Origin of the sequence: Cupriavidus sp. SK-3 (assembly GCF_000611145.1) — a bacterium.
Lineage (GTDB): Bacteria > Pseudomonadota > Gammaproteobacteria > Burkholderiales > Burkholderiaceae > Cupriavidus.
On the sequence record NZ_JFJV02000028.1, the window covers coordinates 1 to 24,904 of the forward strand.

At 66.7% G+C, this 24,904-nt stretch carries 22 protein-coding genes, 1 tRNA gene and 1 pseudogene; 15 read left to right on the forward strand and 9 right to left on the reverse strand.

Going from position 1 to position 24,904, the window contains the following annotated elements:
- Positions 1–132 precede the first annotated feature (132 nt).
- The 3 genes from CF70_RS02205 to CF70_RS02215 form a co-directional block, all read right to left on the reverse strand.
- Positions 133–1,437 carry an MFS transporter gene (locus tag CF70_RS02205; RefSeq protein ID WP_035859749.1) on the reverse strand — a complete coding sequence of 435 codons (1,305 nt, stop codon included), beginning with the start codon at positions 1,435–1,437 and terminating at the stop codon, positions 133–135.
- Between the two features lie 186 nt (positions 1,438–1,623).
- Entirely contained in the window at positions 1,624–1,866 is a 243-nt protein-coding gene (locus CF70_RS02210; protein WP_035859752.1) for a hypothetical protein, read from the reverse strand.
- The gene (locus CF70_RS02215) at positions 1,859–3,295 is read right to left on the reverse strand and encodes an aldehyde dehydrogenase family protein (RefSeq protein ID WP_035859757.1); all 1,437 of its coding nucleotides are present in this window, start codon (positions 3,293–3,295) and stop codon (positions 1,859–1,861) included. Before CF70_RS02215 ends, CF70_RS02210 begins: the two co-directional genes overlap by 8 nt.
- 188 nt (positions 3,296–3,483) lie before the next feature.
- Between CF70_RS02215 and ppa the strand changes: the two genes are divergently transcribed.
- Together ppa and CF70_RS02225 are read left to right on the forward strand one after the other, a co-directional pair.
- Entirely contained in the window at positions 3,484–4,011 is a 528-nt protein-coding gene (gene ppa / locus CF70_RS02220) for an inorganic diphosphatase (protein ID WP_035859760.1), read from the forward strand.
- A 193-nt stretch (positions 4,012–4,204) separates the two neighbouring features.
- The gene (locus tag CF70_RS02225; RefSeq protein ID WP_051647983.1) at positions 4,205–4,759 is read left to right on the forward strand and encodes a cytochrome b; all 555 of its coding nucleotides are present in this window, start codon (positions 4,205–4,207) and stop codon (positions 4,757–4,759) included.
- Positions 4,760–4,788: 29 nt separating this feature from the next.
- On the opposite strand, the gene CF70_RS02230 is transcribed toward CF70_RS02225, so the two are convergent.
- Positions 4,789–5,955 (reverse strand): GNAT family N-acetyltransferase, encoded by a 1,167-nt coding sequence (locus CF70_RS02230; RefSeq protein ID WP_051647984.1) that lies wholly within the window; start codon positions 5,953–5,955, stop codon positions 4,789–4,791.
- Positions 5,956–6,263: 308 nt separating this feature from the next.
- Here CF70_RS02230 and glnK point away from each other — a divergent pair, with 308 nt between their 5' ends.
- Positions 6,264–6,602, forward strand: coding sequence for a P-II family nitrogen regulator (glnK, locus tag CF70_RS02235; RefSeq protein WP_006162803.1), 339 nt, complete (start codon positions 6,264–6,266; stop codon positions 6,600–6,602).
- Between the two features lie 73 nt (positions 6,603–6,675).
- Here the strand turns inward: glnK and CF70_RS02240 are convergent, their stop codons facing one another.
- From CF70_RS02240 to trxB, 3 genes are all read right to left on the reverse strand, one after another.
- Positions 6,676–7,317 (reverse strand): trimeric intracellular cation channel family protein, encoded by a 642-nt coding sequence (locus CF70_RS02240; RefSeq protein ID WP_035859765.1) that lies wholly within the window; start codon positions 7,315–7,317, stop codon positions 6,676–6,678.
- Between the two features lie 13 nt (positions 7,318–7,330).
- Positions 7,331–8,005: a Smr/MutS family protein gene (locus CF70_RS02245; protein WP_035859767.1), complete on the reverse strand. Its 675-nt coding sequence runs from the start codon at positions 8,003–8,005 to the stop codon at positions 7,331–7,333.
- 168 nt (positions 8,006–8,173) lie between these two features.
- Positions 8,174–9,121 carry a thioredoxin-disulfide reductase gene (gene trxB / locus CF70_RS02250; protein WP_035859770.1) on the reverse strand — a complete coding sequence of 316 codons (948 nt, stop codon included), beginning with the start codon at positions 9,119–9,121 and terminating at the stop codon, positions 8,174–8,176.
- A gap of 170 nt (positions 9,122–9,291) precedes the next feature.
- Between trxB and CF70_RS02255 the strand changes: the two genes are divergently transcribed.
- The 4 genes from CF70_RS02255 (at position 9,292) to CF70_RS02270 (ending at position 14,061) form a co-directional block, all read left to right on the forward strand.
- Entirely contained in the window at positions 9,292–11,619 is a 2,328-nt protein-coding gene (locus CF70_RS02255; RefSeq protein ID WP_035859773.1) for a DNA translocase FtsK, read from the forward strand.
- 132 nt (positions 11,620–11,751) lie between these two features.
- Positions 11,752–12,390 (forward strand): outer membrane lipoprotein chaperone LolA, encoded by a 639-nt coding sequence (lolA, locus tag CF70_RS02260; protein ID WP_035859778.1) that lies wholly within the window; start codon positions 11,752–11,754, stop codon positions 12,388–12,390.
- An 8-nt stretch (positions 12,391–12,398) separates the two neighbouring features.
- Complete coding sequence (locus tag CF70_RS02265; RefSeq protein ID WP_152561665.1) at positions 12,399–12,827, forward strand: hypothetical protein; 429 nt, start codon at positions 12,399–12,401, stop codon at positions 12,825–12,827.
- 199 nt (positions 12,828–13,026) lie between these two features.
- On the forward strand, positions 13,027–14,061 hold the full coding sequence (locus CF70_RS02270; protein WP_051647985.1) for a Fe(3+) ABC transporter substrate-binding protein: 1,035 nt from the start codon (positions 13,027–13,029) through the stop codon (positions 14,059–14,061).
- Positions 14,062–14,113: 52 nt separating this feature from the next.
- On the opposite strand, the gene CF70_RS02275 is transcribed toward CF70_RS02270, so the two are convergent.
- Both CF70_RS02275 and CF70_RS02280 read right to left on the reverse strand, forming a co-directional pair.
- Positions 14,114–14,779, reverse strand: a complete 666-nt coding sequence (locus CF70_RS02275; RefSeq protein ID WP_051647986.1) for a hypothetical protein — start codon at positions 14,777–14,779, stop codon at positions 14,114–14,116.
- Between the two features lie 218 nt (positions 14,780–14,997).
- Positions 14,998–16,650: an ABC transporter permease gene (locus CF70_RS02280; RefSeq protein ID WP_035859784.1), complete on the reverse strand. Its 1,653-nt coding sequence runs from the start codon at positions 16,648–16,650 to the stop codon at positions 14,998–15,000.
- Between the two features lie 201 nt (positions 16,651–16,851).
- Here CF70_RS02280 and CF70_RS02285 point away from each other — a divergent pair, with 201 nt between their 5' ends.
- From CF70_RS02285 to CF70_RS38720, 8 genes and pseudogenes are all read left to right on the forward strand, one after another.
- Positions 16,852–17,952, forward strand: coding sequence for an ABC transporter ATP-binding protein (locus tag CF70_RS02285; RefSeq protein WP_235184857.1), 1,101 nt, complete (start codon positions 16,852–16,854; stop codon positions 17,950–17,952).
- Between the two features lie 97 nt (positions 17,953–18,049).
- The gene (locus CF70_RS02290) at positions 18,050–19,099 is read left to right on the forward strand and encodes a TRAP transporter substrate-binding protein (RefSeq protein WP_081861997.1); all 1,050 of its coding nucleotides are present in this window, start codon (positions 18,050–18,052) and stop codon (positions 19,097–19,099) included.
- Between the two features lie 117 nt (positions 19,100–19,216).
- Positions 19,217–20,578: a replication-associated recombination protein A gene (locus CF70_RS02295; RefSeq protein ID WP_045237967.1), complete on the forward strand. Its 1,362-nt coding sequence runs from the start codon at positions 19,217–19,219 to the stop codon at positions 20,576–20,578.
- 157 nt (positions 20,579–20,735) lie between these two features.
- Positions 20,736–22,040 (forward strand): serine--tRNA ligase, encoded by a 1,305-nt coding sequence (gene serS, locus CF70_RS02300; RefSeq protein ID WP_035859820.1) that lies wholly within the window; start codon positions 20,736–20,738, stop codon positions 22,038–22,040.
- A 79-nt stretch (positions 22,041–22,119) separates the two neighbouring features.
- Positions 22,120–22,209 (forward strand) — tRNA-Ser (locus CF70_RS02305).
- 492 nt (positions 22,210–22,701) lie between these two features.
- Complete coding sequence (locus CF70_RS02310; RefSeq protein ID WP_035859786.1) at positions 22,702–22,995, forward strand: hypothetical protein; 294 nt, start codon at positions 22,702–22,704, stop codon at positions 22,993–22,995.
- Positions 22,996–23,175: 180 nt separating this feature from the next.
- The gene (locus CF70_RS02315; RefSeq protein WP_200876679.1) at positions 23,176–23,970 is read left to right on the forward strand and encodes a DUF1653 domain-containing protein; all 795 of its coding nucleotides are present in this window, start codon (positions 23,176–23,178) and stop codon (positions 23,968–23,970) included.
- A 391-nt stretch (positions 23,971–24,361) separates the two neighbouring features.
- Positions 24,362–24,775: pseudogene (locus tag CF70_RS38720) on the forward strand (phosphatase PAP2 family protein); the annotation flags it as partial.
- Positions 24,776–24,904: the final 129 nt, after the last annotated feature.

The window sequence follows — 24,904 nt, forward strand, 5'->3', positions numbered from 1 at the left end:
TTTAGCCTTCGCGCGTGGTGGCATCGGCAGGTTCGTCGGTTTGCTCCCCTCTCCCGCCTGCGGGAGAGGGGGCGGGGGAGAGGGCGGCGCTCGATGTGTGTAGCACCCACTCTCGAATTCCTACTTGTATTCCTACTTGTTCACCATCCGCGCCGGCACCGACAGCGTCAGCGCCGCGCCTGCCACCAGGCACACCGCCAGCAGATACATCCCGGAATCCGTGCTTTGCGTCAGGTCCTTCAGCCAGCCTACCGCGTATGGGCTGATAAAGCCTGCCAGGTTGCCCAGCGAGTTGATCAGCGCAATGCCGGCCGCGGCGCCGGTGCCCGCGAGAAATGCCGTGGGCAGACTCCAGAACAGCGGCAGCGTGGTCAGGATGCCGATGGTGGCCAGCGTCAGTCCGAGCAGTGCCAGCACTGTGTTGCTGTGCCATTGCACCGACAGCACCAGCCCAAGCGCGCCCGCCAGCGCGGGAAGGGCGATATGCCAGCGGCGCTCGCGCGTGCGGTCGGCGCTGTAGGCCACCAGTATCATGCCGACCACCGCGCAGCCATAGGGAATGGCGGTGAGCAGGCCGATGTCCAGCGGGCTCTTCACGCCGGTCTGCTTGATGATCGTGGGCAGCCAGAAGCTGACGCCGTACAGGCCCATCACGAAGCAGAAGTAGATCGAGCTCATCAGCCAGACACGCGGGCTGGTCAGCACCTGGCTGACCGGCGCGTCTTCCTTGTGCATGTCCTCGTTGGCGATATTGCGCTGGAGCAGGGCCTTCTCTTCATCGTTCAGCCACTTGGCGTGGACGATGCGGTCGTCGAGGTAGGCCAGCACCACCAGCCCCACCAGCACCGACGGGATGCCTTCGAGCAGGAACATCCATTGCCAGCCGGACCAGCCGTTGTGGCCGTCGAAGGATTGCATCACCCAGCCCGACAGCGGCCCGCCGATCACGCCGGCAAGCGCAACCGCGGTCATGAAATAGGTGGTGGTGCGACCGCGCCGGTGCGACGGGTACCAGTAGGTCAGGTAGAGGATGATGCCGGGGAAGAAACCAGCCTCGGCGATACCGAGCAGGAAACGCAGCACGTAGAACATCGTCGGCGTGGTGACGAACATCATCGCCGCCGAGATCAGCCCCCAGGTGATCATGATCCGGGCGATCCAGATGCGCGCGCCCACCTTGTGCAGGATCACGTTGCTGGGCACCTCGAACAGGAAGTAGCCGATGAAGAAGATGCCCGCGCCCAGCCCGTAGACGGTCTCGCTGAACTGCAGGTCGTTAAGCATCTGCAGCTTGGCAAAGCCTACGTTGACCCGGTCCAGGTAGGCCACTACGTAGCAAAGCAGCAGGAAGGGAACGAGACGCCAGCTCACCTTGCGGTAGGTGGCATCCTCGAAGGTGGGGTCGGCCGCGCCGCTTTGTACTGCGGTTGTTGTCATGCTGTCTCCTCTGGGATTTACTCTCTCTGATTGCACGATACCGCTGGATGAGGGGCGCCGCCTGCTACATGCGGCCCCCCGCGTTGAATGCGATGGCCGCACCGGTGCCGCCGCCTTGCGCGGGCAGGGCGGCCGGCAAGCATGCCGGCTGCGGCAACGGTGCCGGACTCATGTTGGAGCGTCCTCCTAGTGCGCGAACGGGCCGCGGCCGCGCAGCGCGTTGGCGACCATCATCAGCGCGAGCAGGAAGGGCAGGGCCACATAGAGGCACCAGTGCACGCGGTCGCCCACGGTGTCGCCCCACTTGCGCTTGAAGACCTGCAGGCGCGGCATGGCCGAGGGGTTGGTGGCGCGTTTGTTTCTGACGTGCCATGCCATCCAGAAGAAGAAAATGGCGAACGCGACCGACAGGAAGTTGATATTACCCATGTTGTATTGCGATGGTTTTCAGTGTGGTGAATCCGTACAGGGCTTCGAAGCCCTTCTCGCGGCCGTGGCCGGACTGCCCGCTGCCGCCGAAAGGCAGTTCCACCCCGCCGCCGGCACCGTAGTTGTTGATAAAGACCTGGCCCGCGCGCAGCTTGTGCGCCAGCCGCAGTTGCCGTGCGCCGTCGCGGGTCCAGACGCCGGCGACCAGCCCGTAGGGGGTGCCGTTGGCGAGCGCGATGGCTTCGGCCTCGGTGTCGAAGGGCGTTGCCGCCAGCAGCGGTCCAAAGACTTCTTCCTGCGCCAGCCGGTGCGCCGGCGGCACGTCGCGGAACAGCATCGGCACCTGGTAGTAGCCGGATTCCGGCGCTTCCGCCACGATCTGTCCTTGCGCCATCGCGGTAATGCCGGCGTGCTGCGCGTCGGAAACGAAGTCCCATACACGCTGTTGCTGCTTGCGGTTGATCAGCGGGCCGCATTCAAGGTCCAGCTCCGACGGACCCACGCGCAGGGACTCGAACACCGTGGCAAGGCGGTCTAGCACGGCATTGTAGAGCGGGCGTTCCACCAGCACGCGGCTGCCCGCCGAGCAGGTCTGGCCGGCGTTCTGCACGATGCCGTTGACGATGACCGGCACCAGCGCATCGACATCGGCGTCGGCGAACACGATCTGGGGCGACTTGCCGCCCAGTTCCAGCGTGACCGGCACGTGGTTCTCGGCTGCCATCTGCGCGATCAGCTTGCCGGTCTGCGGCGAACCGGTGAAGGAGATGTGGTTGATGCCGGGGTGGCGCGCCAGTGCGGCGCCGGCTTCGTGGCCATAGCCGGTGACGATATTGAGCGCGCCCTCGGGCAGTCCGGCCTCGGCCGCCAGCTCCGCCACCCGCAGCAGCGACAGGCAGGCGTCCTCGGCGGGCTTGACCACGCAGGCATTGCCCGTGGCCAGCGCCGCGCCGACGCTGCGCCCGAAGATCTGCAGCGGGTAGTTCCACGGGATGATGTGGCCGGTCACGCCATGCGGCTCGCGCACGGTCAGCACGGTGAAGCCCGGCTGGTAGGGAATGGTCTGCCCGTGCAGCTTGTCGGCCGCGCCGGCGTAGAACTCAAAGTAGCGCGCCACGGCGCGCGCGTCGGCGGCAGCCTGGCGCAAAGGCTTGCCGGTGTCGCGCGCTTCCAGCGCGGCGAGTTCGGCTTCATGCTCGATCAGCGTCAGCGCCACGCGGTTGAGCAGGCGTGCGCGCTCGGCGGGCGCCATGGCGCCCCAGGCGCCTTCGGCGGCCTGGCGGGCGGCGTGGACGGCCACATTGATGTCGACCGCGTTGCCGCGGGCGATTTCGGCGAAGGGCTCGCCGCTGGAAGGGTCGAATACCTTGATGCGCATGCCGGAATCCGGCGCGATCAGGCGGTTGGCAACGAAGTGCTGGGCGTGCATTGGAATGGCTCCGGCTGGATGCGACCGTCAGCCTGTGGCTGTTAGTGCGCCTGTCGATGCGTCATTGGGACAATTCAGCATTATCACTCACCGCGCGAGGCGCGCAAGGCACGTGGCGTCAGGCCCGGGTCAGCTTCGAACCGCTATAATGCCCGCCATCCTCAAACACAGGCATCTGGAGAGCAAGCATGAGCTTCAACCTCGTTTCCCCCGGCAAGGACATCCCGAACGATTTCAACGTCATCATTGAAATCTCCGCCCAGAGCGATCCGGTGAAGTATGAAGCCGACAAGGAAACCGGCCTGCTCTTCGTCGACCGTTTCATCGGCACCGGCATGCGCTATCCCGCCAACTACGGTTTTGTTCCGCAGACCCTGTCGGGCGACGGCGACCCCGTCGACGTGCTGGTGCTCTCGCCGTTCCCGATCCTGGCCGGCGCCGTCGTGCGCTGCCGCGCGCTGGGCATGCTCAAGATGACCGACGAGTCGGGTGTGGATGCCAAGCTGATCGCCGTGCCCCTGGACAAGCTGTCGCCGGCCACCGCCTTCATGAAGGGCCTGTCCGACGTGCCGCAGAACCTGCTGGACCAGATCAAGCACTTCTTTGAGAACTACAAGGCACTCGAAGCGGGCAAGTGGGTCAAGGTCGAAGGCTGGGCCGGCATCGAGGAAGCCCACAAGGAAATCACCGACGGCGTGGCTAACTACACGAAGTAAGCCTTCGCCGCCCCGGGCGGCGCGCGGCAGGGTCAGTCATGGCCATTCCGCGCCTGGCTGAACCGCAGCTGAACGAACCCCGCCACGGCGGGGTTTTTTGTTGCGTCGGACTTGATGGAGGCCAAAGACACCATGAAGCCTATGGGTTAAGCTCCAATCACAGAACAACTCGGCAGAAAGCCTGCCAATCCCCATGTACGTTATCTCTTCGAAGCCATCCGCCACGGTTCGCTATTCCGGTCTGGCGGTCTTCTTCCACTGGGCGGTGTTCCTGCTGATTGCCACCGCGTATGCCGCGATCGAACTCAAGGGCTTTACCGCAAAAGGCAGCGCCGCCCGAGCCCTGTCGATGTCGGTCCACGAGTGGGCTGGCGCGCTGGTGATTGTGCTGGCGGTGCCGCGCCTGCTGTGGCGCCTGTTGGGCGGGGCGCCGGCGCCCGTGCCCGGCCCGCACTGGATGCATCTGCTGGGCGGCGCCATGCACCTTGTGCTTTATCTGTTTATCTTCATGCAGCCCGTGCTGGGCCTGCTGGCCCTCAACGCGGGTGGCCACCTGATGACGCTGCCGGGGCTCGGCATCGAACTGCCCTCGCTGGTGGCGCAGAACGCGGACCTGAAGGATACCCTGAAGGAAATCCATGAAACGCTGGGTACCGCCTTCTACACGGTGATCGGGCTGCATGCGGTGGCCGCGCTGTTCCACCACTACATGCTGGGCGACGACACGCTGCGGCGCATGTGGCGCTGAAGCGGCAAGCCGGCCAGCCATGGCCGGCTTCAGCTGCGGGCAAACGGCGTGCGGTCGTTGAGTTCGTCCAGGTAGGCGTCGATGCCCTGGCGCTCGCGCACGAGGAAGCGCTCGACGGCATCGGCGAAGGACGGATGCGCCAGCCAGTGGGCGGAGCGGGTCGCGACCGGCAGGAATCCGCGCGCCATCTTGTGTTCGCCCTGCGCGCCGCCTTCGAAGGTGCGGATACCCTGCTCGATGCAGAATTCCAGCGGCTGGTAGTAGGCGGTCTCGAAGTGCAGGCATGGGTGGTGCTCAACCGCCCCCCAGTAGCGCCCGAACAAGGTGCTGCGTGCGGGGTCGCCGTCGTAGACCACCAGGGAGGCGGCGATCGGCTGGCCGGCACGCACGGCCACCACCAGCAGCAGGTTCTCCGGCATGGCGGCGCCGATGCGCCGGAAGAAGTCCAGGTTCAGGTAGGGCGTGGAATGATGCTCGCGGTAGGTCTGGCGATAGCAGCGATGGAAGAAGCGCCATTCGTCGTCGCCGATCTCCGCGCCCCGCAACTGGCGGAAGGTGATGCCAGCTTCCGCCACGCGGCGCCGTTCGGCGCGGATGTTCTTGCGCTTCTTTTGCGAGAGCGTGGCCAGGAACGCCTCGAAGCTCTCGTAACCCGGGTTGGTCCAGTGGAACTGCACGCCATGCCGCATCAGCATGCCGGCGTCTGCCATCAACGCGGCCTCATGCTCGTCCGGGAAGAGCACATGCAGGGATGACAACTGGCTTTGCTCCGCCACCGCCAGCGCGGTTTGCAGTAGGACACGGCGCGCGCCCGCGTCCGCGGCCAGCAGCCTCGCGCCCTGGACGGGCGTGAAGGGGATCGCGGACAGCAGCTTTGGGTAGTAGGGAAGGTGGTGCTGCGCATAGGCGTCGGCCCAGGCCCAGTCGAACACGTACTCGCCATACGAGTGCGATTTCGCGTACAGCGGCATGGCCGCCACCAGGCGCTCGCCGCCCCCTTCGTGCGGAGCCCACAGGGTCAGGTAGCGCGGGCTCCAGCCGGTTTCGTCGCAGGCGCTGCCGCTGGCGTGCAGGGCGTGCAGGAAGGCGTGGCGCAGGAACGGCGTGGCGCCGGGCTGCGCCGCCACCAGGGCATCCCATGTGGCCGCCGGCAGCTCGGACAGATCGAAAACGATCTGCGTGCGATAATTCTCCATCCGCTCGTGTTCCTGTCCGCCTTGTGCCGCAGCCGCCTCTGGGGGGCTCGCGTCAGGGTGGTCCGGTTCCGGCTTGCAAGATTCAGACTGCATTGCGCTAGATCCGCTCATCATTTGCCTGCTGCCGACGCCTCGGTGGCGCCGGCCAGGGCCTTGTTCCGCCATGGTTGTCCGCGCCGCGCGAGCTTTGCGCGGGCGGCAGGGCCGGTTGAGTCTACCGGAAATGGCGCGGTGCGGCAGGCAACATCCGGCAACCCGCCGGGCAGGCTAAACTCTCTCACTAACCAACGACTATACAAGGGGCCAAAATGAAGCAGATTACCGCCATCATCAAACCGTTCAAGCTGGACGAAGTGCGCGAGGCGCTGGCTGACGTCGGCGTGACCGGGTTGACGGTAACCGAGGTGAAGGGCTTTGGCCGCCAGAAAGGGCATACCGAGCTGTACCGCGGCGCCGAGTACGTGGTCGATTTCCTGCCCAAGATCAAGATCGAGGTCGTGGTCGCCGAGAACCAGCTCGATACCGTGCTCGACGCCATCGTCAAGGCGGCGCACACCGGCAAGATCGGCGACGGTAAGATCTTCGTCACGGAGATCGAGCGAGTGATCCGCATCCGCACCGGCGAGCAGGACGAGGCCGCCGTCTAAGCGCTCCGCGCAGGCAATTCCGCGCCGGCGGGCAATCCTCGCGGTCCCGGGGAGGGGCGCCCGGTTTGCCCGGCTAGCTCGGCAGTTTCCAGCCGAAGCGCACGCATAGCAGGCGCGCCGCCGTGATGGTGATCGCGCCCGCGAGCAGGGCCAGTTCCTGCTCGGCCCGCATCCAGGTCAGGCCGACATAGACCCAGCAACCGACAAAGGCACAGGTGGCATAAGGCGACCTGTCGCGCAGGATCATCGGCACCTCGTTGCACAGCACATCCCGCACCACGCCGCCGAACACCGAGGAAATGATGCCCATCATGACCGCCACGGTAGGCGTCATCTGCGCCACCAGCGCGAGCGACGTGCCGGTGACGGAAAACAGCCCGAGGCCGATCGCATCGGCCGTGATCATGGTGCGCTCGGACGCCACCCGGCTGACTACCCGCAGCACGAACGAGGCGCCGAGCGACATGACGAAGATCAGGGTCACATAGCCTTCGTGGTCGACCCAGTAGAAGGGCCGGCGGTCCAGCAGCACGTCGCGCACCGTGCCGCCGCCGAAGGCGGTGGCGAACGCCACCACGAACGTGCCCACGGCATCGAAGCGCTGCTTGCGCGCGTCAACCACGCCGGAAACGGCGAAGGCGAGCACGCCCACCACTTCCATGACGTGCAGGATCAGGGGCAGCCGCCCCATCAGGAGATCGAGCGGCAAATGCATCGCGCGCGCGGTCTCAGGCGTGCGGCTGGCGCAGCAGCACCATCAGCGCGCCCGCGCCACCCTCGGCGCCGCGCGCCTGCACGAAGGCCAGCACTTCTTCCTTCTGTACCAGCCAGCTGCGCACCTTGCCCTTGAGCACCGGCGTCTTGTCCGGAGAGCCGTTGCCCTTGCCGTGGATCACGCGCACGCAGCGCACGCCGCGCTTGACCGAGCGCCGCACGAACTCGGCCAGCGCCTCGCGCGCTTCGTCGCTGCGCAGGCCGTGCAGGTCGATCTTGTCCTGGGGCACCCATTCGCCGCGGCGCAGCTTCTTGACCACATCCATGCCGATGCCCGGCCGGCGGAACGACAGGGTTTCATCGGTATCCAGCAGGTTTTCGACGTCGAATTCGTCGGAAAGCGATGCGGCCAGCACGGCCTTGTCGTCCAGCTGGGTTTGTACTGGTACCGGCGCGGGGTGGCGCGGCGTGGGCGTGATGCGGTTACGGTCGCGCAGGGCGCTGACGTTGCCCACGCTGCTGCGGAAGACGTCGGCCTCCTCGCGTGCGCGCTGGGCGGCCGCTTCCGCCTCGCGGCGTTCGGCTTCGCGTCGCTCGGTGTCGGCCTTGAGGGATTCGCGCAGGCCAGCCAGGTCGGTCAGGCCGAAGCGCTTGGGCGGGCTGGCGGGTTTCTTTGCGCCGTGCGTCATGGAATTCTCCGGGGTGCTCGGCGTGATTATAAAGTGGGGGGAGGTCGTGCAGGCGGGCGGGACTGGCGTCGCGCCCAAGGGCTCGCACGGCCATTTGTCCGGGCGCCCGCGGCACGGTGATCGCTGTGCGCAGCGAATCACAGTGCGGCAGGTGCCGGGGGCAGGCGCTTACTGCAGCGCTTCCACGTAACGCTGGGCGTCCAGCGCTGCCATGCAGCCCGTGCCGGCGCTGGTGATGGCCTGGCGGTAGATGTGGTCCTGCACGTCGCCGGCGGCGAACACGCCGGGGATGCTGGTAGCCGTGGCATCGCCGGCCAGGCCGGTCTTGGTCACGATATAGCCGTTGCGCATGTCGAGCTGGCCCTCGAACAGGTCGGTATTGGGCTTGTGGCCGATGGCGATGAACACGCCCGCCAGCTTGAGTTCTTCGGTCTTGTCGCCCTGGGCATCGCGCAGCTTGATGCCGGTCACGCCGGATTCGTCGCCCACCACCTCATCCAGCACGGTGTTGTAGCGGATCTCGATACGGCCTTCCTTCTCGCGCTGGAGCAGGCGGTCGACCAGGATCGGCTCGGCGCGGAATTTGTCGCGGCGGTGGATCAGGGTGACCTTGCTGGCGATATGCGACAGGTAGAGCGCTTCTTCCACCGCGGTATTGCCGCCGCCGACAACCGCGACTTCCTGGTTCTTGTAGAAGAATCCGTCGCAAGTGGCGCAGGCCGACACGCCGCGGCCCATGAACAGTTCTTCCGAGGGCAGGCCGAGGTACTGGGCCGAGGCGCCGGTGGCGATGATCAGCGAATCGCAGGTGTATTCACCGGCATCGCCGACCAGGCGGATCGGGCGTTCGGTGAGCTTGGCGGTATGGATGTGATCGAAGATGATTTCGGTGTTGAAGCGCTCGGCATGCTCCAGGAAGCGCTGCATCAGTTCCGGGCCTTGCACGCCGTTGGCATCGGCTGGCCAGTTTTCCACGTCGGTCGTGGTCATCAGCTGGCCACCCTGGGCCAGGCCGGTGATCAGCACCGGCTGGAGGTTGGCGCGGGCCGCGTAGACGGCAGCGGTATAGCCGGCGGGGCCGGAACCGAGAATCAGCACTTTTGCGTGTTTGGCCATGATGCTTTCCTATGGCTGGTGCGCCTTGGTGCGCGCCAGCGTGAATCGAAACCAGCATTATAAGTGGACCGGCGTTTGCTCACTGTTGCAAATTCCAATGGGAGCGATAGCCCCGGCCAAGGTTAAAATGGCCGGCAAACCAAACTTCACACGGTAACCCAGACCCAGGCATGGCCCGAGCTACTACCACAACACGTACCGATCCATCCGCGCTGCCCTCGCGCATCGGCAAGCTGCTGGGCGAAGTGCGCTGGTTCCTGTTGCTGGCTGTCACACTGGCCTTCGTCTGCATCCTGGCCAGCTACAGCAAGGCGGACCCCGGCTGGTCGCACGCCAACCAGGTGGCCGACATCCACAACCTGGGCGGCCGCGTGGGCGCGTGGATGGCCGACGTGCTGTTCTTTATCTTCGGCTTCTCCGCCTACTGGTGGGCGGTGCTGTTGGTACGCCGCTGCTGGCGCGGCTGGCGCGCGCTGACCGCCGAGCTGCCCGAGCGCAACGGCGAGGCACGCCAGGGGCTGGTGGTGAGCTGGATCGGTTTTGGCCTGTCGCTGACCGCCAGCATGGGCCTGGAAGCCATCCGCATGTATCCGCTGCGCTCGGCGCTGCCGCGCGCCCCCGGCGGCGTGCTGGGCGACCTGCTGGGCGGCTGGATGCAGATGGCGCTGGGATTTACCGGCGCGACCCTGCTGCTGCTGCTGACGCTGGCCATCGGCCTGTCGTTGTTCTTCCATTTCTCGTGGCTGTCGGTGGCCGAGCACATCGGCGGCTTTGTCGAGAGCCTCTTTCTCGGCTTCAAGGCGCGCCGCGAGAGCAAGCAGGACCGCATCATCGGCGAGGCGGCCAAGGTCGTGCGCACCGAAACCGTGGAAGTGCAGCGGGTCAAGATCGAGGAGGCGGCGCCGGTGCAGATCGTGCGGCCGCAGGCGGTGCCCAAGCACGAGCGGGTGGAGCGCGAAAAGCAACAGCCGCTGTTCGCCGATATCCAGGACTCCGACCTGCCGCCGCTGGCGCTGCTGGACCCCATCCCGACGCACCAGGAAACCGTCAGCGCCGAGACGCTGGAATTCACCTCACGCCTGATCGAGAAGAAGCTCAAGGATTTCGGCGTCGAGGTCAAGGTGGTGGCGGCCTACCCGGGTCCGGTCATCACCCGCTACGAGATCGAGCCGGCCACCGGCGTCAAGGGCAGCCAGGTGGTCAACCTGGCGCGCGACCTGGCGCGGTCGCTGTCGCTGGTTTCCATCCGGGTGGTGGAAACCATTCCCGGCAAGGTCTACATGGGGCTGGAACTGCCCAATCCCAAGCGCCAGACGGTGCGGCTGTCCGAGATCCTCGGCTCGCAGGTCTACAACGAGAGCGCATCGAACCTCACCATGGCGCTGGGCAAGGACATCGCCGGCAAGCCGATGGTGGCGGACCTGGCCAAGATGCCGCACTGCATGGTGGCCGGCACCACCGGCTCCGGCAAGTCGGTGGGCATCAACGCCATGATCCTGTCGCTGCTGTACAAGGCCAAGGCAGAGCAGGTGCGGCTGATCCTGATCGACCCGAAGATGCTCGAAATGAGCGTCTACGAAGGTATCCCGCACCTGCTGTGCCCGGTGGTGACCGATATGCGCCAGGCCGGCAACGCCCTGAACTGGGCGGTCGGAGAGATGGAGCGGCGCTACAAGCTCATGAGCAAGCTCGGCGTGCGCAACCTGGCCGGCTACAACAAGAAGATCGACGAAGCCGCCGCCCGCGAGGAGAAGATCCCCAACCCGTTCAGCCTGACCCCGGACGCGCCCGAGCCGCTCGAAAAAGTGCCGATGATCGTGATCGTCATCGACGAACTGGCCGACCTGATGATGGTGGTGGGCAAGAAGGTGGAAGAGCTGATCGCGCGTATCGCGCAGAAGGCCCGCGCCGCCGGCATCCACCTCGTGCTGGCCACGCAGCGGCCGTCGGTCGATGTGATTACCGGCCTGATCAAGGCCAATGTGCCGACCCGCATCGCCTTCCAGGTCAGCAGCAAGATCGATTCGCGCACCATCCTGGACCAGCAGGGCGCGGAGGCGCTGCTGGGCATGGGCGACATGCTCTACCTGGCGCCCGGCACCGGCTTGCCGATCCGCGTCCACGGCGCCTTTGTTTCCGATGAGGAAGTGCATCGCGTGGTCGAGAAGCTCAAGGAAGGCGGGGAGACCAACTATATCGAGGGCATCCTCGAAGGCGGCGTGGCCGAGGGCGACCTGGGTGGCGACAGCATGGGCGGCGGCGCCGGCATCGGCGGTGGCGGCGGCGAGGCCGATCCGCTCTACGACCAGGCCGTCGACGTGGTGCTGAAGAACCGCCGCGCATCGATCTCCCTGGTGCAGCGCCACCTGCGCATCGGCTACAACCGCGCCGCGCGGCTGCTCGAGGACATGGAAAAGGCCGGCCTGGTTTCCGCCATGTCCGGCAACGGCAATCGCGACATCCTGGCCCCGGCCGGCACCGCCCGCGAAGAAGAATGAGCCGCCGCGCGTAACATGCTGTTACGCGCGAAGCACATGGTTGCGGAATCCGCCATGCGCCCGGGGCTCTAACCGGACAGGCGGCGCTGCCGCATTGGCGCCGCCCCCCCCTCTACCAAGCAAGGACAAACCATGCGAATCCGCATTCTCGTGTCGGCATGTGCCGCGGCAGCCATGTTGTCGCTGGCGGCAAGCGCGGCCATGGCTGCCGGCACCGACCAGCTCCAGGCCTTCGTCGCGGGCGTCAAGAGCGCCAGGGGCGAGTTCACCCAGCGCCAGGTCAAAGGGCAGGGCGACAGCCTCAAGGTGGCCGGCACCTCCAGCGGCACTTTCGCGTTTTCGCGTCCGGGCAAGTTCACCTGGCGCTATGTCAAGCCTTACGACCAGCTGCTGCAGGCCGATGGCCAGACGCTCTACATCTACGACAAGGACCTGAACCAGGTGACCGAGCGCAAGCTCGATGGCGCCCTGGGTTCGAGCCCCGCCGCGATCCTGTTCGGCAGCAATGACCTGGAAAAGAACTTCGCAGTGAAGAACGGTCCCACCCGCGACGGCGTAGAGTGGATCGAACTGACGCCCAGGTCCAAGGACACGCAGTTCGAGCGCATCGGCATCGGCTTCAAGGGCGGCAACCTGGAGGCGATGGAATTGCGCGATGCGTTCGGCAATACGACGCTGCTGACGTTCAGCGCGATGCAGAAGAACCCGTCGCTGCCCGCCGACACCTTCCGGTTCACGGTGCCCAAGGGCGCCGATGTGTTGAAGCAATGAGGCCTGCCATGATCCGAGCTTCCCTCTCCCGGCTGGTCCGGCGCCATGGCGGCGCCGTCGCCGGCATCGCCGCGGCCGTGCTGCTCGCCGCCTGCGCGGGCCAGAACGGCGCCAGCAAGCATTTCGATGTCGATGCCTTCCTGCGCGCTTCCGACACCGCCTTGCCCGAAGTGCTCGCCAATCCGGATTTCCTCTCCGCCACGCAGGCAAGCGCCAACGATTGCGCCACGTTGCTGCAATCGACCAGCAGTGGCGTGCTGGAAGACCTCCACTCGACCGGCAGCGGCAGCGGCCGCGGACCGGCCTGGCTGCTGCATCCGGCGGGCTCCCCGGCCAAGGTCTGGCTGGTTGTCGGCAAGGGCAACGGAGAACGGACCTGCCATGGGCCGCTGCCTGCCGATGCGATGAAAGCGCTGGTGGAGCGCGCCGGCGCCTGAATCCGGGTGGCGGGGCGAGGCGCGATGGTGATGCCGCCTAACGATCCGGCCTGAATTGCCCCGCCCGGGGCCTTCCAACATTACAACGTTGTAACTTGACCTCCGAAATAGGAATGATTATTGTTCCTTCTTCGTCTTGTGTGAGGATGCGTCCACTGCACCTCCAGGGCGAAGCAGAACATCATCCAGGGGGAGAGTCATGACCGTATTCCGTCACTTGCTGCCGCGCGCCGCCGCGCTTGCCGTGCTGGCGCTGCCGCTCGCCGCGAGCGCACAGGAAAAAGTGCTGAACCTTTACACGGCACGCCATTACCAGACCGACGAAGCGCTCTACGCCAATTTCACCAAGCAGACCGGCATCAAGATCAACCGCATCGAAGGCCAGGAAGACCCGCTGCTGGAGCGCATCAAGAGCGAGGGCGCCAACAGTCCCGCCGACGTGTTCATCACGGTCGACATCGGCCGCCTGTGGCGAGCCCAGCAGGCGGGCGTGTTCGCGCCACTCAAATCGAGCGTGCTGGACTCGCGCATTCCCGCCAACTACCGCGACCCGAACGGCGACTGGTTCGGTTTCTCGGCGCGGGCCCGCGTGATCGCCTACAACAAGGCGGCGGTCAAGCCCGGCGATATCAAGAGCTATGAAGACCTGGCCGATCCCAAGTGGAAGGGCAAGCTGTGCATCCGTTCCAGCGGGCACGTCTACAACCTGTCGCTGATGTCCAGCCTGATTGCCCACGATGGCGAGGCCAGGACGGAGCAATGGACGCGCGGCGTGGTGGCCAACCTGGCGCGCGCGCCCAAGGGCGGCGATACCGACCAGCTCAAGGCGGTGGCCGCCGGCGAATGCGATATCGCCGTCGCCAATACCTACTACATCGCCCGCATCCTGAAGTCGGCCAAGCCCGAGGACAAGGCCGTGGCGGAGAAGCTTGGCGTGGTGTGGCCCAACCAGGCCAGCCAGGGCGTGCATATGAACATCTCTGGCGGCGGCATGCTCAAGCATGCGCCCAACAAGGCATCGGCGCGCGCGTTCCTGGAATACCTGTCAAGCGACGAGGCGCAGCGCTATTTCGCCGATGGCAATAACGAGTGGCCGGTGGTGGAAAGCGTGAAGATCAGCAATCCGGCACTCGAAGCCATGGGCAGCTTCAAGGCGGACAAGATCAATGTTGCTGAGTTGGGCAAGTACCAGCCGCAAGCACAGAAGGTAGCGGACAAGGCTGGTTACAAGTAAGCGCGGTCTGACTGGGCGGGACGGGAATGGCGGCGCCAACCCCCCCCATTTTTCATGCGGGGGCCTTCTGCTTCGGCTGCAAGGCGCCCGCGGCCTTGTTTTCCCCGCTTTCCAGGCGCCGGAAGCGCAGCTTTGCGCCACGCTCCCTGTGCTTCTCGAAGGTCAGTTTCAAGTGCTCGCGCCGCCGCGTGTGCGCGTGGCCCAAGGTGCCATCCGCGTACGGCAGCTTGGCCACCACGGCCCCCGCGGTCTGGCGTGCCAGCAGCACGTCCAGTGCTTGCCGCGCGCGCACCTGGGCGTGCAGCATCGCGTCGGAGGGATTGGCGCGGGCGCGCGCCTGGTCGTAAGGCAGCATGACCGGGCCGGCCAGCTGGCGCAGTGCCGCGCGGATGTGCGGGCTGTCCAGCCCGGCCTCATGGAGGACCCAGGCAGCGTCATGGCGCAGCCATGGCTCGGGGTCGCGGAGCTTGCGCAGCAGGGCAAGCGAGATATCGGTCTGCAGGTAGCCGCGCGCGCGCCTTACCGCGTTGAGCGCGATGCGCCTGACATGGGAATTCTCGTGATCGAACAGGTCCGCCACCAGGCGCTCGACCATGCCGGGCTTTTCCAGTTGCTCCGCCAGTTGGCCCGCCAGGGCGATTTCCTCGACGGCGCTGATCCGGTCTTGCGGGTTCAGCCGGTTCAGCTTGAACACGAGCATGCGGTAACGAAGCTGCATAACACTCTCTGAAGTCGCTGCGAACAAGTGCCGGGCAACGATTGCGGGCGGCACAGGCATGATGCGGCGCGAAGCACGCCAGCGGCGGGGGCAGGCCGCCCGGCACGCGCGGGAAGGGGCGGCGAGCCGGGGCGCAGCTTCGGACTAGTGAGATATCGGCAATACGTTGAAGAAATTTAGGAGTATTCGCACCTGTTTCCGCAGGCGATCACTGTGGATTACTCCCGCGCATCCCGCCGTATCGAGCGCGACAGCAGGATCACCGGCAGCAGGCCCACCGCCACGATCACCAGCGACGCCGTGGCGGCTTCGGCAAGGCGCTCATCGGATGCCAGGTTGTAGGCCTGTACCGCGAGCGTATCGAAATTGAACGGCCGCATCACAAAGGTGGCGGGCAACTCCTTCATGACATCGACGAAGACGATCAGCGCCGCGGTCAGCAGGCTTCCACGCAGCATCGGCAGGTGCACGCGCCGCAACGTGGCGCCGGGGCCGTGGCCCAGGCTGCGCGATGCCGCATCCATGCCTGGCGTGATCTTGACCAGGCCAGCGTTGACGGTTTGCAGGGCCACGCCCAGGAAGCGGACCAGGTAGGCATAGACCAGCGCGGCAATGCCGCCGGTCAGCAAGAGCCCGGCCGACCATCCCAGATGCTGTTGCAGCCAGGACGAAACGGCATTGTCCAGCCGCGCCACCGGCACCAGCACGCCCACCGCCACCACCGAGCCGGGCAGGGCATAGCCCATGCCGCACACCCGCGTGAGCGCGCGCAACAGCCAGTTGCGGCCGGCTGCAATGCCACGTCCCGCATAGCCGATCAGCAGCGCAGCCAGCACGGCTACCAGCGCGGTCACGCTGGCCAGCAGGAAGCTGTTGCGCACCAGCCCGATAAAGCGCGGCCCGAACTGCGCGTCGCCCTCGGCCAGTGCCATCTTGCACAGCATCAGCGCCGGGATGGCAAAACCCAGCAGCACGGGCAGCACGCACACCAGCAGCGCCAGAGCGGCCCGCCAGCCATGCAGCCGGTAGGCCGGAGCGCGGCGCTGGCCGCCGTGCACGCGGGCACGGCCGCGGCTGATGCGTTCGGCCAGCAGGATGCCGATCACGAACACCAGCATGAAGGCGGACAACTGGGCCGCTGCGTTCTTGTCGCCCAGCGAGAACCACGCGCGGTAGATGCCGGTGGAAAAGGTCGGGATGCCGAAGTAGGCCACGGTGCCGAAATCGGCCAGCGTTTCCATCAGCGCGAGCGCGGTGCCGGCGACGATGCCGGGGCGCGCGAGCGGCAGCATGATGCGCCATACGCTGCCCCAGGTGCCATAACCAAGCAGACGCGCCGCCTCCAGCGTGTTCAGGGTTTGCTGCAGGAAGGCCGCGCGCGCGGTCAGGTAGACATAGGGATAGAGCACCAGCGTGAACAGCACGATGGCGCCGCCCAGCGAGCGGATATCCGGAAACCAGTACTCGCGCGCGCGCCAGCCGGTCAGCTCGCGCAGCCAGCCTTGCACCGGGCCCGCGAACTGCAGCGCATCGGTATATGCGTAGGCGATGACATAGGCCGGCATCGCCAGCGGCAGCACCAGGGCCCATTCCAGCCATGCCCGTCCGGTAAAGCGGTAGGTGCTGACCAGCCAGGCGGTGGGTACGCCAAGCAGCAGCACGCCGGCACAGACCCCGGCCAGCAACCACAAGGTATTGACCACGTACTCGGCCAGCACCGTGTCGGCGAGGTGCCGCCAGGTGTCGCCGCTGGGCGTGAGCAGGCTGCTGGCCACCTGCGCGATCGGCAGCGCGATCAACAGAGCGGACAGGCCGGCGACAAGGGCGAGCGGGTGCAGGCGGCTGGTAGGGCTGGGTCGAAGCAGGCTCATTCGGTGGCGGCTTGGATGACTGTGATGGTGCGTGGGAGGATGAGGCCCGCTGGCAGGCTCGGTCGGACGATCCCGGCAGGGACGCCCGGGGCCAGCGTGATTCGAGCATGGTGCTTCGATAGCCAGGCCCAGCATTCTAGCAACGCGTGCAGGGCGGCCTGCATACATGCGCGGCACACAGATGGGCCCGCCCTCCATATAATGCTCGGCATGCCAAGCCACCCGCTTCCCAATTCGTCCGAGCAAGCACGAGCCGACACCGTGATCGAGGTTGATCGCATCCATCATGGATTCGGCGGTCACGCCGTCGTCAACGGCCTGTCCTTTATCCTGACGCGCGGCAGCATCGCCTGCCTGCTCGGGCCCAGCGGCTGCGGCAAGACCACCGTGCTGCGCGCGATCGCAGGGTTCGAGCCGCTGCGCGAAGGGCGCATCCTGCTCCAGGGGGCGGTGATGTCGTCGCCGGGTTTTGCCGTGGCGCCGGAGCATCGTCGCATCGGCATGGTGTTCCAGGACTACGCCTTGTTCCCGCACCTGAGCGTGGCCGACAACATCGCCTTCGGGCTGCATGCCATGCGCCGTGGCGAACGCGCCGCGCGGGTCGGGGAGATGCTGGCGCTGGTGGGACTGGCCGGCTCTGGCGACAAGTTTCCGCATGAGCTGTCGGGCGGCCAGCAGCAGCGCGTGGCACTGGCGCGGGCACTGGCGCCGCGTCCCGAATTGCTGCTGCTCGACGAGCCGTTCTCCAATCTGGATATCGAACTGCGCGAACGCCTGAGCCTGGAGGTGCGCGACATTCTCAAGGCCCAGGGCACCACCGCCATCCTCGTCACGCACGACCAGCACGAGGCCTTCGCCATGGCCGATGAGATCGGCGTGATGCATGCCGGCGCGATCGAACAGTGGGACAGCGCGCACAACCTCTATCACCGGCCGGCCACGCGCGTGGTCGCGGACTTCATTGGCCAGGGCGTGCTGATGCCGGGCCGTCTCGCCAGTCCGCACGTGGTCACGCTGGAGCTGGGCACGCTGCAAAGCCGTGAGCCGCTTGGCGTGCCGCCCGCCACCACCGAGGTGGACGTGCTGATCCGCCCCGACGATATCGTGCATGACGACGCCAGCCCGTTGCAGGCCGAGATCCTGCACAAAGCCTTTCGCGGTGCCGATATCCTGTACACGCTGCGCCTGGCCGGCGGCGGCCAGGTGTTGTCGCTGGTGCCTTCGCACCACGATCATGCGCTCGGCGAGCGCATCGGCATCCGCGTGGAAGTCGAGGATGTCGTGGCGTTCCGGCGCGGCTGAGCGTGCGCCGGCGGGCCTTTGGCAGCGCGCTTGCCCTTCTTGCCGGTCCTTTTGGATACGACGGCTTCACCACCCCACGACCCCAGGACTCTCCACCATGTCTGCTTCCCTGAAGCGCGCGTCCCGGCCGCTGCGCCGTCAACTGCTGCGCGGCGGCGCGCTGCTCGCCCTGCTTGCCTGTGGCGCCGGGCAGGGCTGGGCGCAGCCCGCCGCCAGCCCCACGGTGTGGCGCATGGCCACCGAATATCCGGCCAGCGCCATGCCGGGCGAAGGGCTGGCCACGTTCGCCGAAGAGGTGAAGAAGCGCACGGCTGGCGCCATCGAGGTGAAGCCCAGCTTCGATGCCAGCGCGGGCGTCAAATCCGCGCAAATGCCCGCGGCGGTGAAAGAAGGGCGGCTGGAGGGCGGGGATGCCTTCGGTGGCGCGCTGGGCGCGGTCGATCCGCTGTTCCTGCTGTCTTCGCTGCCTTTCGTCGCGACCTCGGTGGAGTCCGCCCAGCGCCTGGCCGAACTGGCCCGCGCGGATTACGCGCGGGCCTTCGAGGCGCAGGGGCAGCATCTGCTGTATGTCACGCCGTGGCCGCCGACCGGGTTGTGGTCGCGCAATCCGGTCGCTACGCTGCCCGACCTGCGTGCGCTGTCGGTACGCACCTACGATGAGACTTCCACCGAGGTCATGCACGCTGCCGGGGCGCAGGCCACCAGCCTGTCCTTTGCCGACGCCATGCCGCGCCTGAAGGACGGTTCGGTCAACGCGGTGCTGTCCTCGGGCGACGGCGGCGCGGGGCGCAAGTTGTGGGATTACCTGCCCAACTTCACGGCCATTGGCTATGCCATGCCGCTGTCCTTTACCACGATCAACGCGGCCGCTTACGCGGCCCTGCCGGGCGCGTTGCGTGCCGCCGTGGATGCCGCCGCGCAGGCTACCGAGCAACAACAGTGGGCGCGCCTGGGTACCCGGCTGGAAGAGAACGCCGCGCGCATGCGCGCGAACGGCGTGACCATCCAGGCCAGCCCGGCCGCGGCCGTGCAGCAGGCACTGCGCGAGGCCGGCGCGGGGGCGGTAACGGCGTGGCGTGCGCGCGTGGGCAGCGAGCGGGCCGGCGTGCTGGATGCCTTCATGCGCAACGAGCGCGCCGCGCGCTGAAGCGCTCGCCCGGGCGGGCCCGAACGGGCCGCCTCGCGCGATGGTCTACACTGTCAGGTTCCGAGGCGCCGCGGTTCGCACCGTGCGCGCCTGCCCCGACATAAAGGCCTGAATACCGTGGCGGACACGCTGTTTTCCGAAGCTCCCGATCGTTCCCAACAACCCCTGGCCGAGCGCCTGCGCCCACGCAATATCGACGAGGTGATCGGCCAGCAACACCTGCTTGGCGTCGGCAAGCCGTTGCGGGTGGCGTTCGCATCCGGCGAGCCGCACTCCATGATCCTGTGGGGCCCGCCCGGTGTGGGCAAGACCACGCTGGCGCGGCTGATGGCCACGGCCTTCGATGCCGAGTTCATTGCGCTGTCGGCAGTGCTCTCGGGCGTCAAGGACATCCGCGAGGCAGTCGAGCGCGCCGAGCAATACCGCGCCCACGGACGGCGCACGCTGGTCTTCGTGGACGAGGTGCACCGCTTCAACAAGAGCCAGCAGGATGCCTTCCTGCCGCATGTGGAAAGCGGGCTGTTCACCTTTATCGGCGCCACCACCGAGAACCCGTCCTTCGAGGTCAACGGCGCCTTGCTGTCGCGCGCCGCGGTGTATGTGCTCAAGAGCCTGGATGACGCGGAACTGACGCAGCTCGCGCGCCGCGCCGGCGAGGAGCTGGGCGGCCTGCAATGGGAGGACGAGGCGCTGCAGCTGACCGTGGCCTCCGCCGATGGCGACGGCCGCAAGCTGCTCAACAATATCGAGATCGTGGCGCGGGCCGCGCGCAGCGCCGGTGCGGCCATCATCGACAAGGCGCTGCTGGGCAGCGCCCTGTCGGAGAACCTGCGGCGCTTCGACAAGGGCGGCGACGCCTTCTACGACCAGATCAGCGCGCTGCATAAATCGGTGCGTGGCTCCGACCCGGACGCCACGCTGTACTGGTTCTGCCGCATGCTCGACGGCGGCGCCGATCCGCGCTACCTGGCGCGCCGCATCGTGCGCATGGCATGGGAAGACATCGGCCTGGCGGATCCGCGTGCCGCCCGCATCACGCTTGACGCGGCCGAGACTTACGAGCGGCTGGGCTCGCCCGAAGGCGAGCTCGCGCTGGCGCAGGCGCTGATTTATCTCGCCGTCGCGCCCAAGTCCAACGCGGGCTACAACGCCTACAACGCCGCGCGCGCCTTCGTGGCGAAGGACAAGTCGCGCGGCGTGCCGGTCCACCTGCGCAATGCCCCGACCAAGCTGATGAAAGAACTGGGCCACGGCCACGCCTACCGCTACGCGCACGACGAGCCGGAGGCCTATGCTGCCGGTGAGCATTACTTCCCCGATGACCTCAGGCGCCAGGGCTGGTACCAGCCCACCCCGCGCGGGCTGGAAGGCAAGATCGGCGACAAGTTGCGCCACCTGCGCGACCTCGATGCGCAGTGGCAGCGGCAGCAGGGCAAAGGCAAGGGCAGGGACGAAGGCGGCGAGGGCGGGGCGCAATAGCGCACATCGGCAGCGCCGGGCGGGCTGTCTTCGCGAACAGCGGCCGAAGCGCCCGCCTGTTCCCCGGCCGGTGGTTCGGCGCTTGCCCCGGCCAGTACAGTAAAATGGCGGGTCCGCCGGCATGCCGCTGGCCCATGCACCTCCCCTCATACGCAACATGCTAGACATCCAGCTGTTCCGCAAAGACATCGACGCCGTGGCGCAACGCCTTGCCACGCGCGGATTCCAACTCGACGTAGCGGCCTTCCAGGCACTCGAAGCCGAGCGCAAGCAACTGCAGACCCAGACCGAGGAACTGCAGGCGCGCCGCAACAGCCTCTCCAAGCAGATCGGCATGCTCAAGGGCAAGGGCGAAGACGCCTCGGCGGTGATGGCCGAAGTCGGCGGCATCGGCGATACCCTCAAGGCATCGGCCGCGCGCCTGGAAGAAATCCAGGCCCAGCTCTCCGAAATCCTGGAAGCCATCCCCAACCTGCCGCACGAGAGCGTGCCGGTGGGCCGCGACGAAACCCAGAACGTGGAAGTGCGCCGCGTCGGCACGCCGCGCAGCTTCGACTTCGAGGTCAAGGACCACGTCGACGTGGGCGAGCGGCTCGGGCTGGATTTCGATACCGCGGCCAAGGTCACGGGCTCGCGCTTCTCCATGTTGCGTGGCGGCGTCGCGCGCATGCACCGCGCGCTGGTGCAGCTGATGCTCGATACCCACACGCTGGAGCACGGTTATACCGAGATGTACGTGCCCTACATCGTCAATGCCGCATCGATGCGCGGCACCGGCCAGTTGCCCAAGTTCGAGGAAGACCTGTTCAAGGTGCCGCGCAAGGTCGGCAGTGAAGAGGGCGAGCGCCTCGAGAACTTCTACCTGATCCCCACCGCGGAGGTGCCGCTGACGAATATCGTGCGCGACGCCATCGTGGCCGGCGACAAGCTGCCGCTGCGTTTCGTCGCCCACACGCCTTGCTTCCGCTCGGAAGCCGGTTCCTACGGCAGGGACACGCGCGGCATGATCCGCCAGCACCAGTTCGACAAGGTCGAACTCGTGCAGGTGGTGCAGCCCGAGCATTCATTCGATGCGCTGGAACAGCTCACCGGCCATGCGGAAGCCATCCTGAAGAAGCTGGACCTGCCGTTCCGCACCGTCGCGCTTTGCACGGGCGACATGGGCTTCGGCAGCACCAAGACCTATGACCTCGAAGTCTGGATCCCCGCGCAGGGCACGTACCGCGAGATCAGCTCCTGCTCGAACATGGGCGACTTCCAGGCGCGCCGCATGCAGGCCCGCTTCCGCGCGGGCCAGGGCAAGCCGGAGCTGCTGCACACGCTCAATGGCTCGGGCCTGGCCGTTGGCCGCACGCTGGTGGCGATCCTGGAGAACTACCAGAACGCCGATGGCTCGGTGACGGTACCGGCCGCATTGCAGCCGTATCTGGGCGGCCTGACGCGCCTGGAACCCGAGGCATAAATTTTCGCCGCCGGGGGCTTGCGGTTGGAACGGGATTTCCTCTATAATCTTGTTCTTCGCGACAAGCGACCCAGTTACCGGAGAGGTGGCAGAGTGGTCGAATGTACCTGACTCGAAATCAGGCGTAGGTGCGAGCCTACCGTGGGTTCGAATCCCACCCTCTCCGCCAGCAGTAAGCAAAGCCCCACGATTCCTCACTGAGTCGTGGGGCTTTTGCATTGGGCCTGCTGAACAAGTCGTGTGCGAACCAGCCTCGTTCCGCAAGCCCATCGCTGGCAACGTCGCGCAGCGCGTCGAACCTGCGAGCCCACGCGCTATACTCCGCTTGTCGCTGCAACCACAGCGACCGGGATTGGCGTCCCGAACGAAAAGGCGGATCGCCGCCGCCAGGCGGCATTTTTACGTCCGTTATGCTTTTGCGCGCCTTCATTGGGCGGGCCAGGGCAGGGGAGCCTTCGGGCTCGCCGGATCCTTTTCGCCGGTACGCCAACCTTGCCTTGCGCCCGCCCACCCCGATTGGCGTCGGGGTGCGGGATCGAACCCGCACGAAAAGGAGGCAGCACCATGCGCCAGCTTCACCTTGCCCACCACGGGCAACCGACACTCCCGAAAGTCCCGCCACTCTCCTGCCGCGCGCACATCGGGCTCAAGGAGATGTGCCATGGATAAACACAGCCGCTACGGGATCACAGCTGAACACACCGACTCAGCAATGCTTGTCACCACGCGCATCTCGCTTGAGGACCCTTTGAGTCTTGCCGCCGAGCGAGCCGCGCAGCTCTATGGCTTGCTTTTCATGGTTAGCGAATACGTAGCCTCCGGCGATGCCTTCGGCGCGCTCAAACAGGAGATCCAGGGCGGTATCCTCTCCTTGGCGGCCGGGTTGGCCCGGGAGACGCTGGTGTTGAGTGAACTCGCCGCGCAGCATGGCGAGGGGGAGAGGCCCCTTCGTTGATGTCAGTGGCGGGGCTGACCAGCCCTGCGGCCCGCGCGGGGCCCGCAAGCGGCCCCGCGTGATCAATGCACTATCATGACGCTGCTCCGATTCGACCCGCTGCTCATGACACAGTCCTCTTCCTTGCCTTCCCCGCACGCCTCATCCGGCGCCGATTTGTCTTCCGGCTATCTGCCGGGCATGCCCTACCGCCACTACAAGGGCGGCGCCTATGCCATCGTCGGCCTCGGCGTGATCGAGTCGGACCTGTCACAGGTGGTGGTGTACGAGTCGATGCGGGACCGCTCCCGGTTGTGGGTGCGTCCGCTGGATGTGTTCGCCGAAAACGTGCCGACGCCACAAGGCACGCAGCCGCGTTTCGCGCCGGACTGGCCGGCGTCGCTGGGCTGCCTGGACTTCCTGCCGCGCGCGACGGTGTTGCAGGTGCTGGGCTGCTACGACGCGCCTTACCGGCACTACCATGATCGCCGGCATGTGTTGGAGATGTTTGAAGCCGCGCAGGCGCGCGGCGTGGCACTGACGCCCGCGCAAGCGCTGGCGGTGCTGTTTCACGACGCGGTCTATGTGCCGGGCTGCGAGCATAACGAAGCGGCCTCGGCCGCGCTGATCGAGACCATGATCGTCGGCGTAGATGCCGCGGTGACATCGCTGGCCGCGCGCATCGTGATGGATACGCGCGGGCATCGCGCCTCGGTGCCCGAGTCGGAACTCGTGCTGGATCTCGATCTCTGCCGTCTGGCGGCGTCACCGGCGGACTTCGACGCCTGGACCGCCGCTGTGTTCGAGGAAAACCGTGCGCTGCTGGCTAATCGCACCGGCCTGGACGGCGATGCCCTGTTTGCTGCCTTCATGCAGCGCAGGATCGCTTTCCTGCAAGGCCTGGCGCAGCGCGCGCAGCTCTTCCTCACGCCGGCATTCGCCGATTGCGAAGCGCTGGCACGCGCCAATATCGCGCGCATGGCTGCGGGAGGCTGAGCCGATGGTTGCCGCTTCCTGGCTCACACCGGCGACCGCGCTGGGCGTGGTGGGCCTGCTTGCCTTGTTCACGCTATTGCTGCTGTGCCTGGTGCGCGGCTTGTTGCTGGTCATCCGCCCGCTTGTGCGCCGGCTCGACGCCGCGCGCTTGCGTGGCCGCGATGCGCTGCATGCGCGCTCCAGCCAGCAGTGGCCGCGCGTGGTCCGCATGCTGGAGCGCGACATCGCCGAGTTGCTCCTGCTGGCGCTGGGCGGCGTCTTGCTGATGGCGTGCGCGGCCACTCTGTTGTGGCTGGGCGAGTCCATCGCCGAGGGTGCGCCGCTGGTGCAAGTGGATCAGGCCGTGTTCGCGCAATTGCGCGCGTGGCAGCAAGGGTGGCTCGATACGGCCATGGTTGCGCTGACCGAACTGGGCGGAGCGCGCGTTTCCGTGGCCGTGGGCGTGACCGTGTTTGGCTGGCTGGCGTGGCGCCGTGCCTGGGTGGCGGCGGCCTACTGGGTGGGGGCGCTGCTCGGTGCGCGGGCTTGCGTGATGGTGCTCAAGCTGGCGCTCGAGCGCAGCCGTCCTGCCAGCATCTACGGCGGCCTGGAGTCCTTCTCCTTTCCCAGCGGCCACGCCACCAGCAGCATGGTGACCTATGGCTTCCTGGCTTTCCTGCTGTGCCTGCGCCAGCCGTGGCGCATCCGGATCCCGGTGATTGCGCTGACCGCGGTGACGGTGGCGCTGATCTGCCTGTCGCGGCTCTACCTTGGCATGCACTGGCTGTCCGACGTGCTGGCCGGTTGCGCGCTCGGTTTTGCCTGGATCGTGCTGCTGGGTACCGCCTACGCGACCCTGCATGCGCCGGAGCGCCTTGCGCCGCTGCGCCTGGGCGTGGCCGCTGCCGCGGCGGTGGTGGTGGTTGGCGCCTGGATCGTGGCGTTCCAGTTGCCC

Coding starts and splice junctions, on each gene's coding strand:
- CF70_RS02205 (WP_035859749.1), bottom strand. CDS start 1,437: ATGACAACAACCGCAGTACAAAGCGGCGCGGCCGACCCCACCTTCGAG.
- CF70_RS02210 (WP_035859752.1), bottom strand. CDS start 1,866: ATGGGTAATATCAACTTCCTGTCGGTCGCGTTCGCCATTTTCTTCTTC.
- CF70_RS02215 (WP_035859757.1), bottom strand. CDS start 3,295: ATGCACGCCCAGCACTTCGTTGCCAACCGCCTGATCGCGCCGGATTCC.
- ppa (WP_035859760.1), top strand. CDS start 3,484: ATGAGCTTCAACCTCGTTTCCCCCGGCAAGGACATCCCGAACGATTTC.
- CF70_RS02225 (WP_051647983.1), top strand. CDS start 4,205: ATGTACGTTATCTCTTCGAAGCCATCCGCCACGGTTCGCTATTCCGGT.
- CF70_RS02230 (WP_051647984.1), bottom strand. CDS start 5,955: ATGGAGAATTATCGCACGCAGATCGTTTTCGATCTGTCCGAGCTGCCG.
- glnK (WP_006162803.1), top strand. CDS start 6,264: ATGAAGCAGATTACCGCCATCATCAAACCGTTCAAGCTGGACGAAGTG.
- CF70_RS02240 (WP_035859765.1), bottom strand. CDS start 7,317: ATGCATTTGCCGCTCGATCTCCTGATGGGGCGGCTGCCCCTGATCCTG.
- CF70_RS02245 (WP_035859767.1), bottom strand. CDS start 8,005: ATGACGCACGGCGCAAAGAAACCCGCCAGCCCGCCCAAGCGCTTCGGC.
- trxB (WP_035859770.1), bottom strand. CDS start 9,121: ATGGCCAAACACGCAAAAGTGCTGATTCTCGGTTCCGGCCCCGCCGGC.
- CF70_RS02255 (WP_035859773.1), top strand. CDS start 9,292: ATGGCCCGAGCTACTACCACAACACGTACCGATCCATCCGCGCTGCCC.
- lolA (WP_035859778.1), top strand. CDS start 11,752: ATGCGAATCCGCATTCTCGTGTCGGCATGTGCCGCGGCAGCCATGTTG.
- CF70_RS02265 (WP_152561665.1), top strand. CDS start 12,399: ATGATCCGAGCTTCCCTCTCCCGGCTGGTCCGGCGCCATGGCGGCGCC.
- CF70_RS02270 (WP_051647985.1), top strand. CDS start 13,027: ATGACCGTATTCCGTCACTTGCTGCCGCGCGCCGCCGCGCTTGCCGTG.
- CF70_RS02275 (WP_051647986.1), bottom strand. CDS start 14,779: ATGCAGCTTCGTTACCGCATGCTCGTGTTCAAGCTGAACCGGCTGAAC.
- CF70_RS02280 (WP_035859784.1), bottom strand. CDS start 16,650: ATGAGCCTGCTTCGACCCAGCCCTACCAGCCGCCTGCACCCGCTCGCC.
- CF70_RS02285 (WP_235184857.1), top strand. CDS start 16,852: ATGCTCGGCATGCCAAGCCACCCGCTTCCCAATTCGTCCGAGCAAGCA.
- CF70_RS02290 (WP_081861997.1), top strand. CDS start 18,050: ATGTCTGCTTCCCTGAAGCGCGCGTCCCGGCCGCTGCGCCGTCAACTG.
- serS (WP_035859820.1), top strand. CDS start 20,736: ATGCTAGACATCCAGCTGTTCCGCAAAGACATCGACGCCGTGGCGCAA.
- CF70_RS02310 (WP_035859786.1), top strand. CDS start 22,702: ATGGATAAACACAGCCGCTACGGGATCACAGCTGAACACACCGACTCA.
- CF70_RS02315 (WP_200876679.1), top strand. CDS start 23,176: ATGCCCTACCGCCACTACAAGGGCGGCGCCTATGCCATCGTCGGCCTC.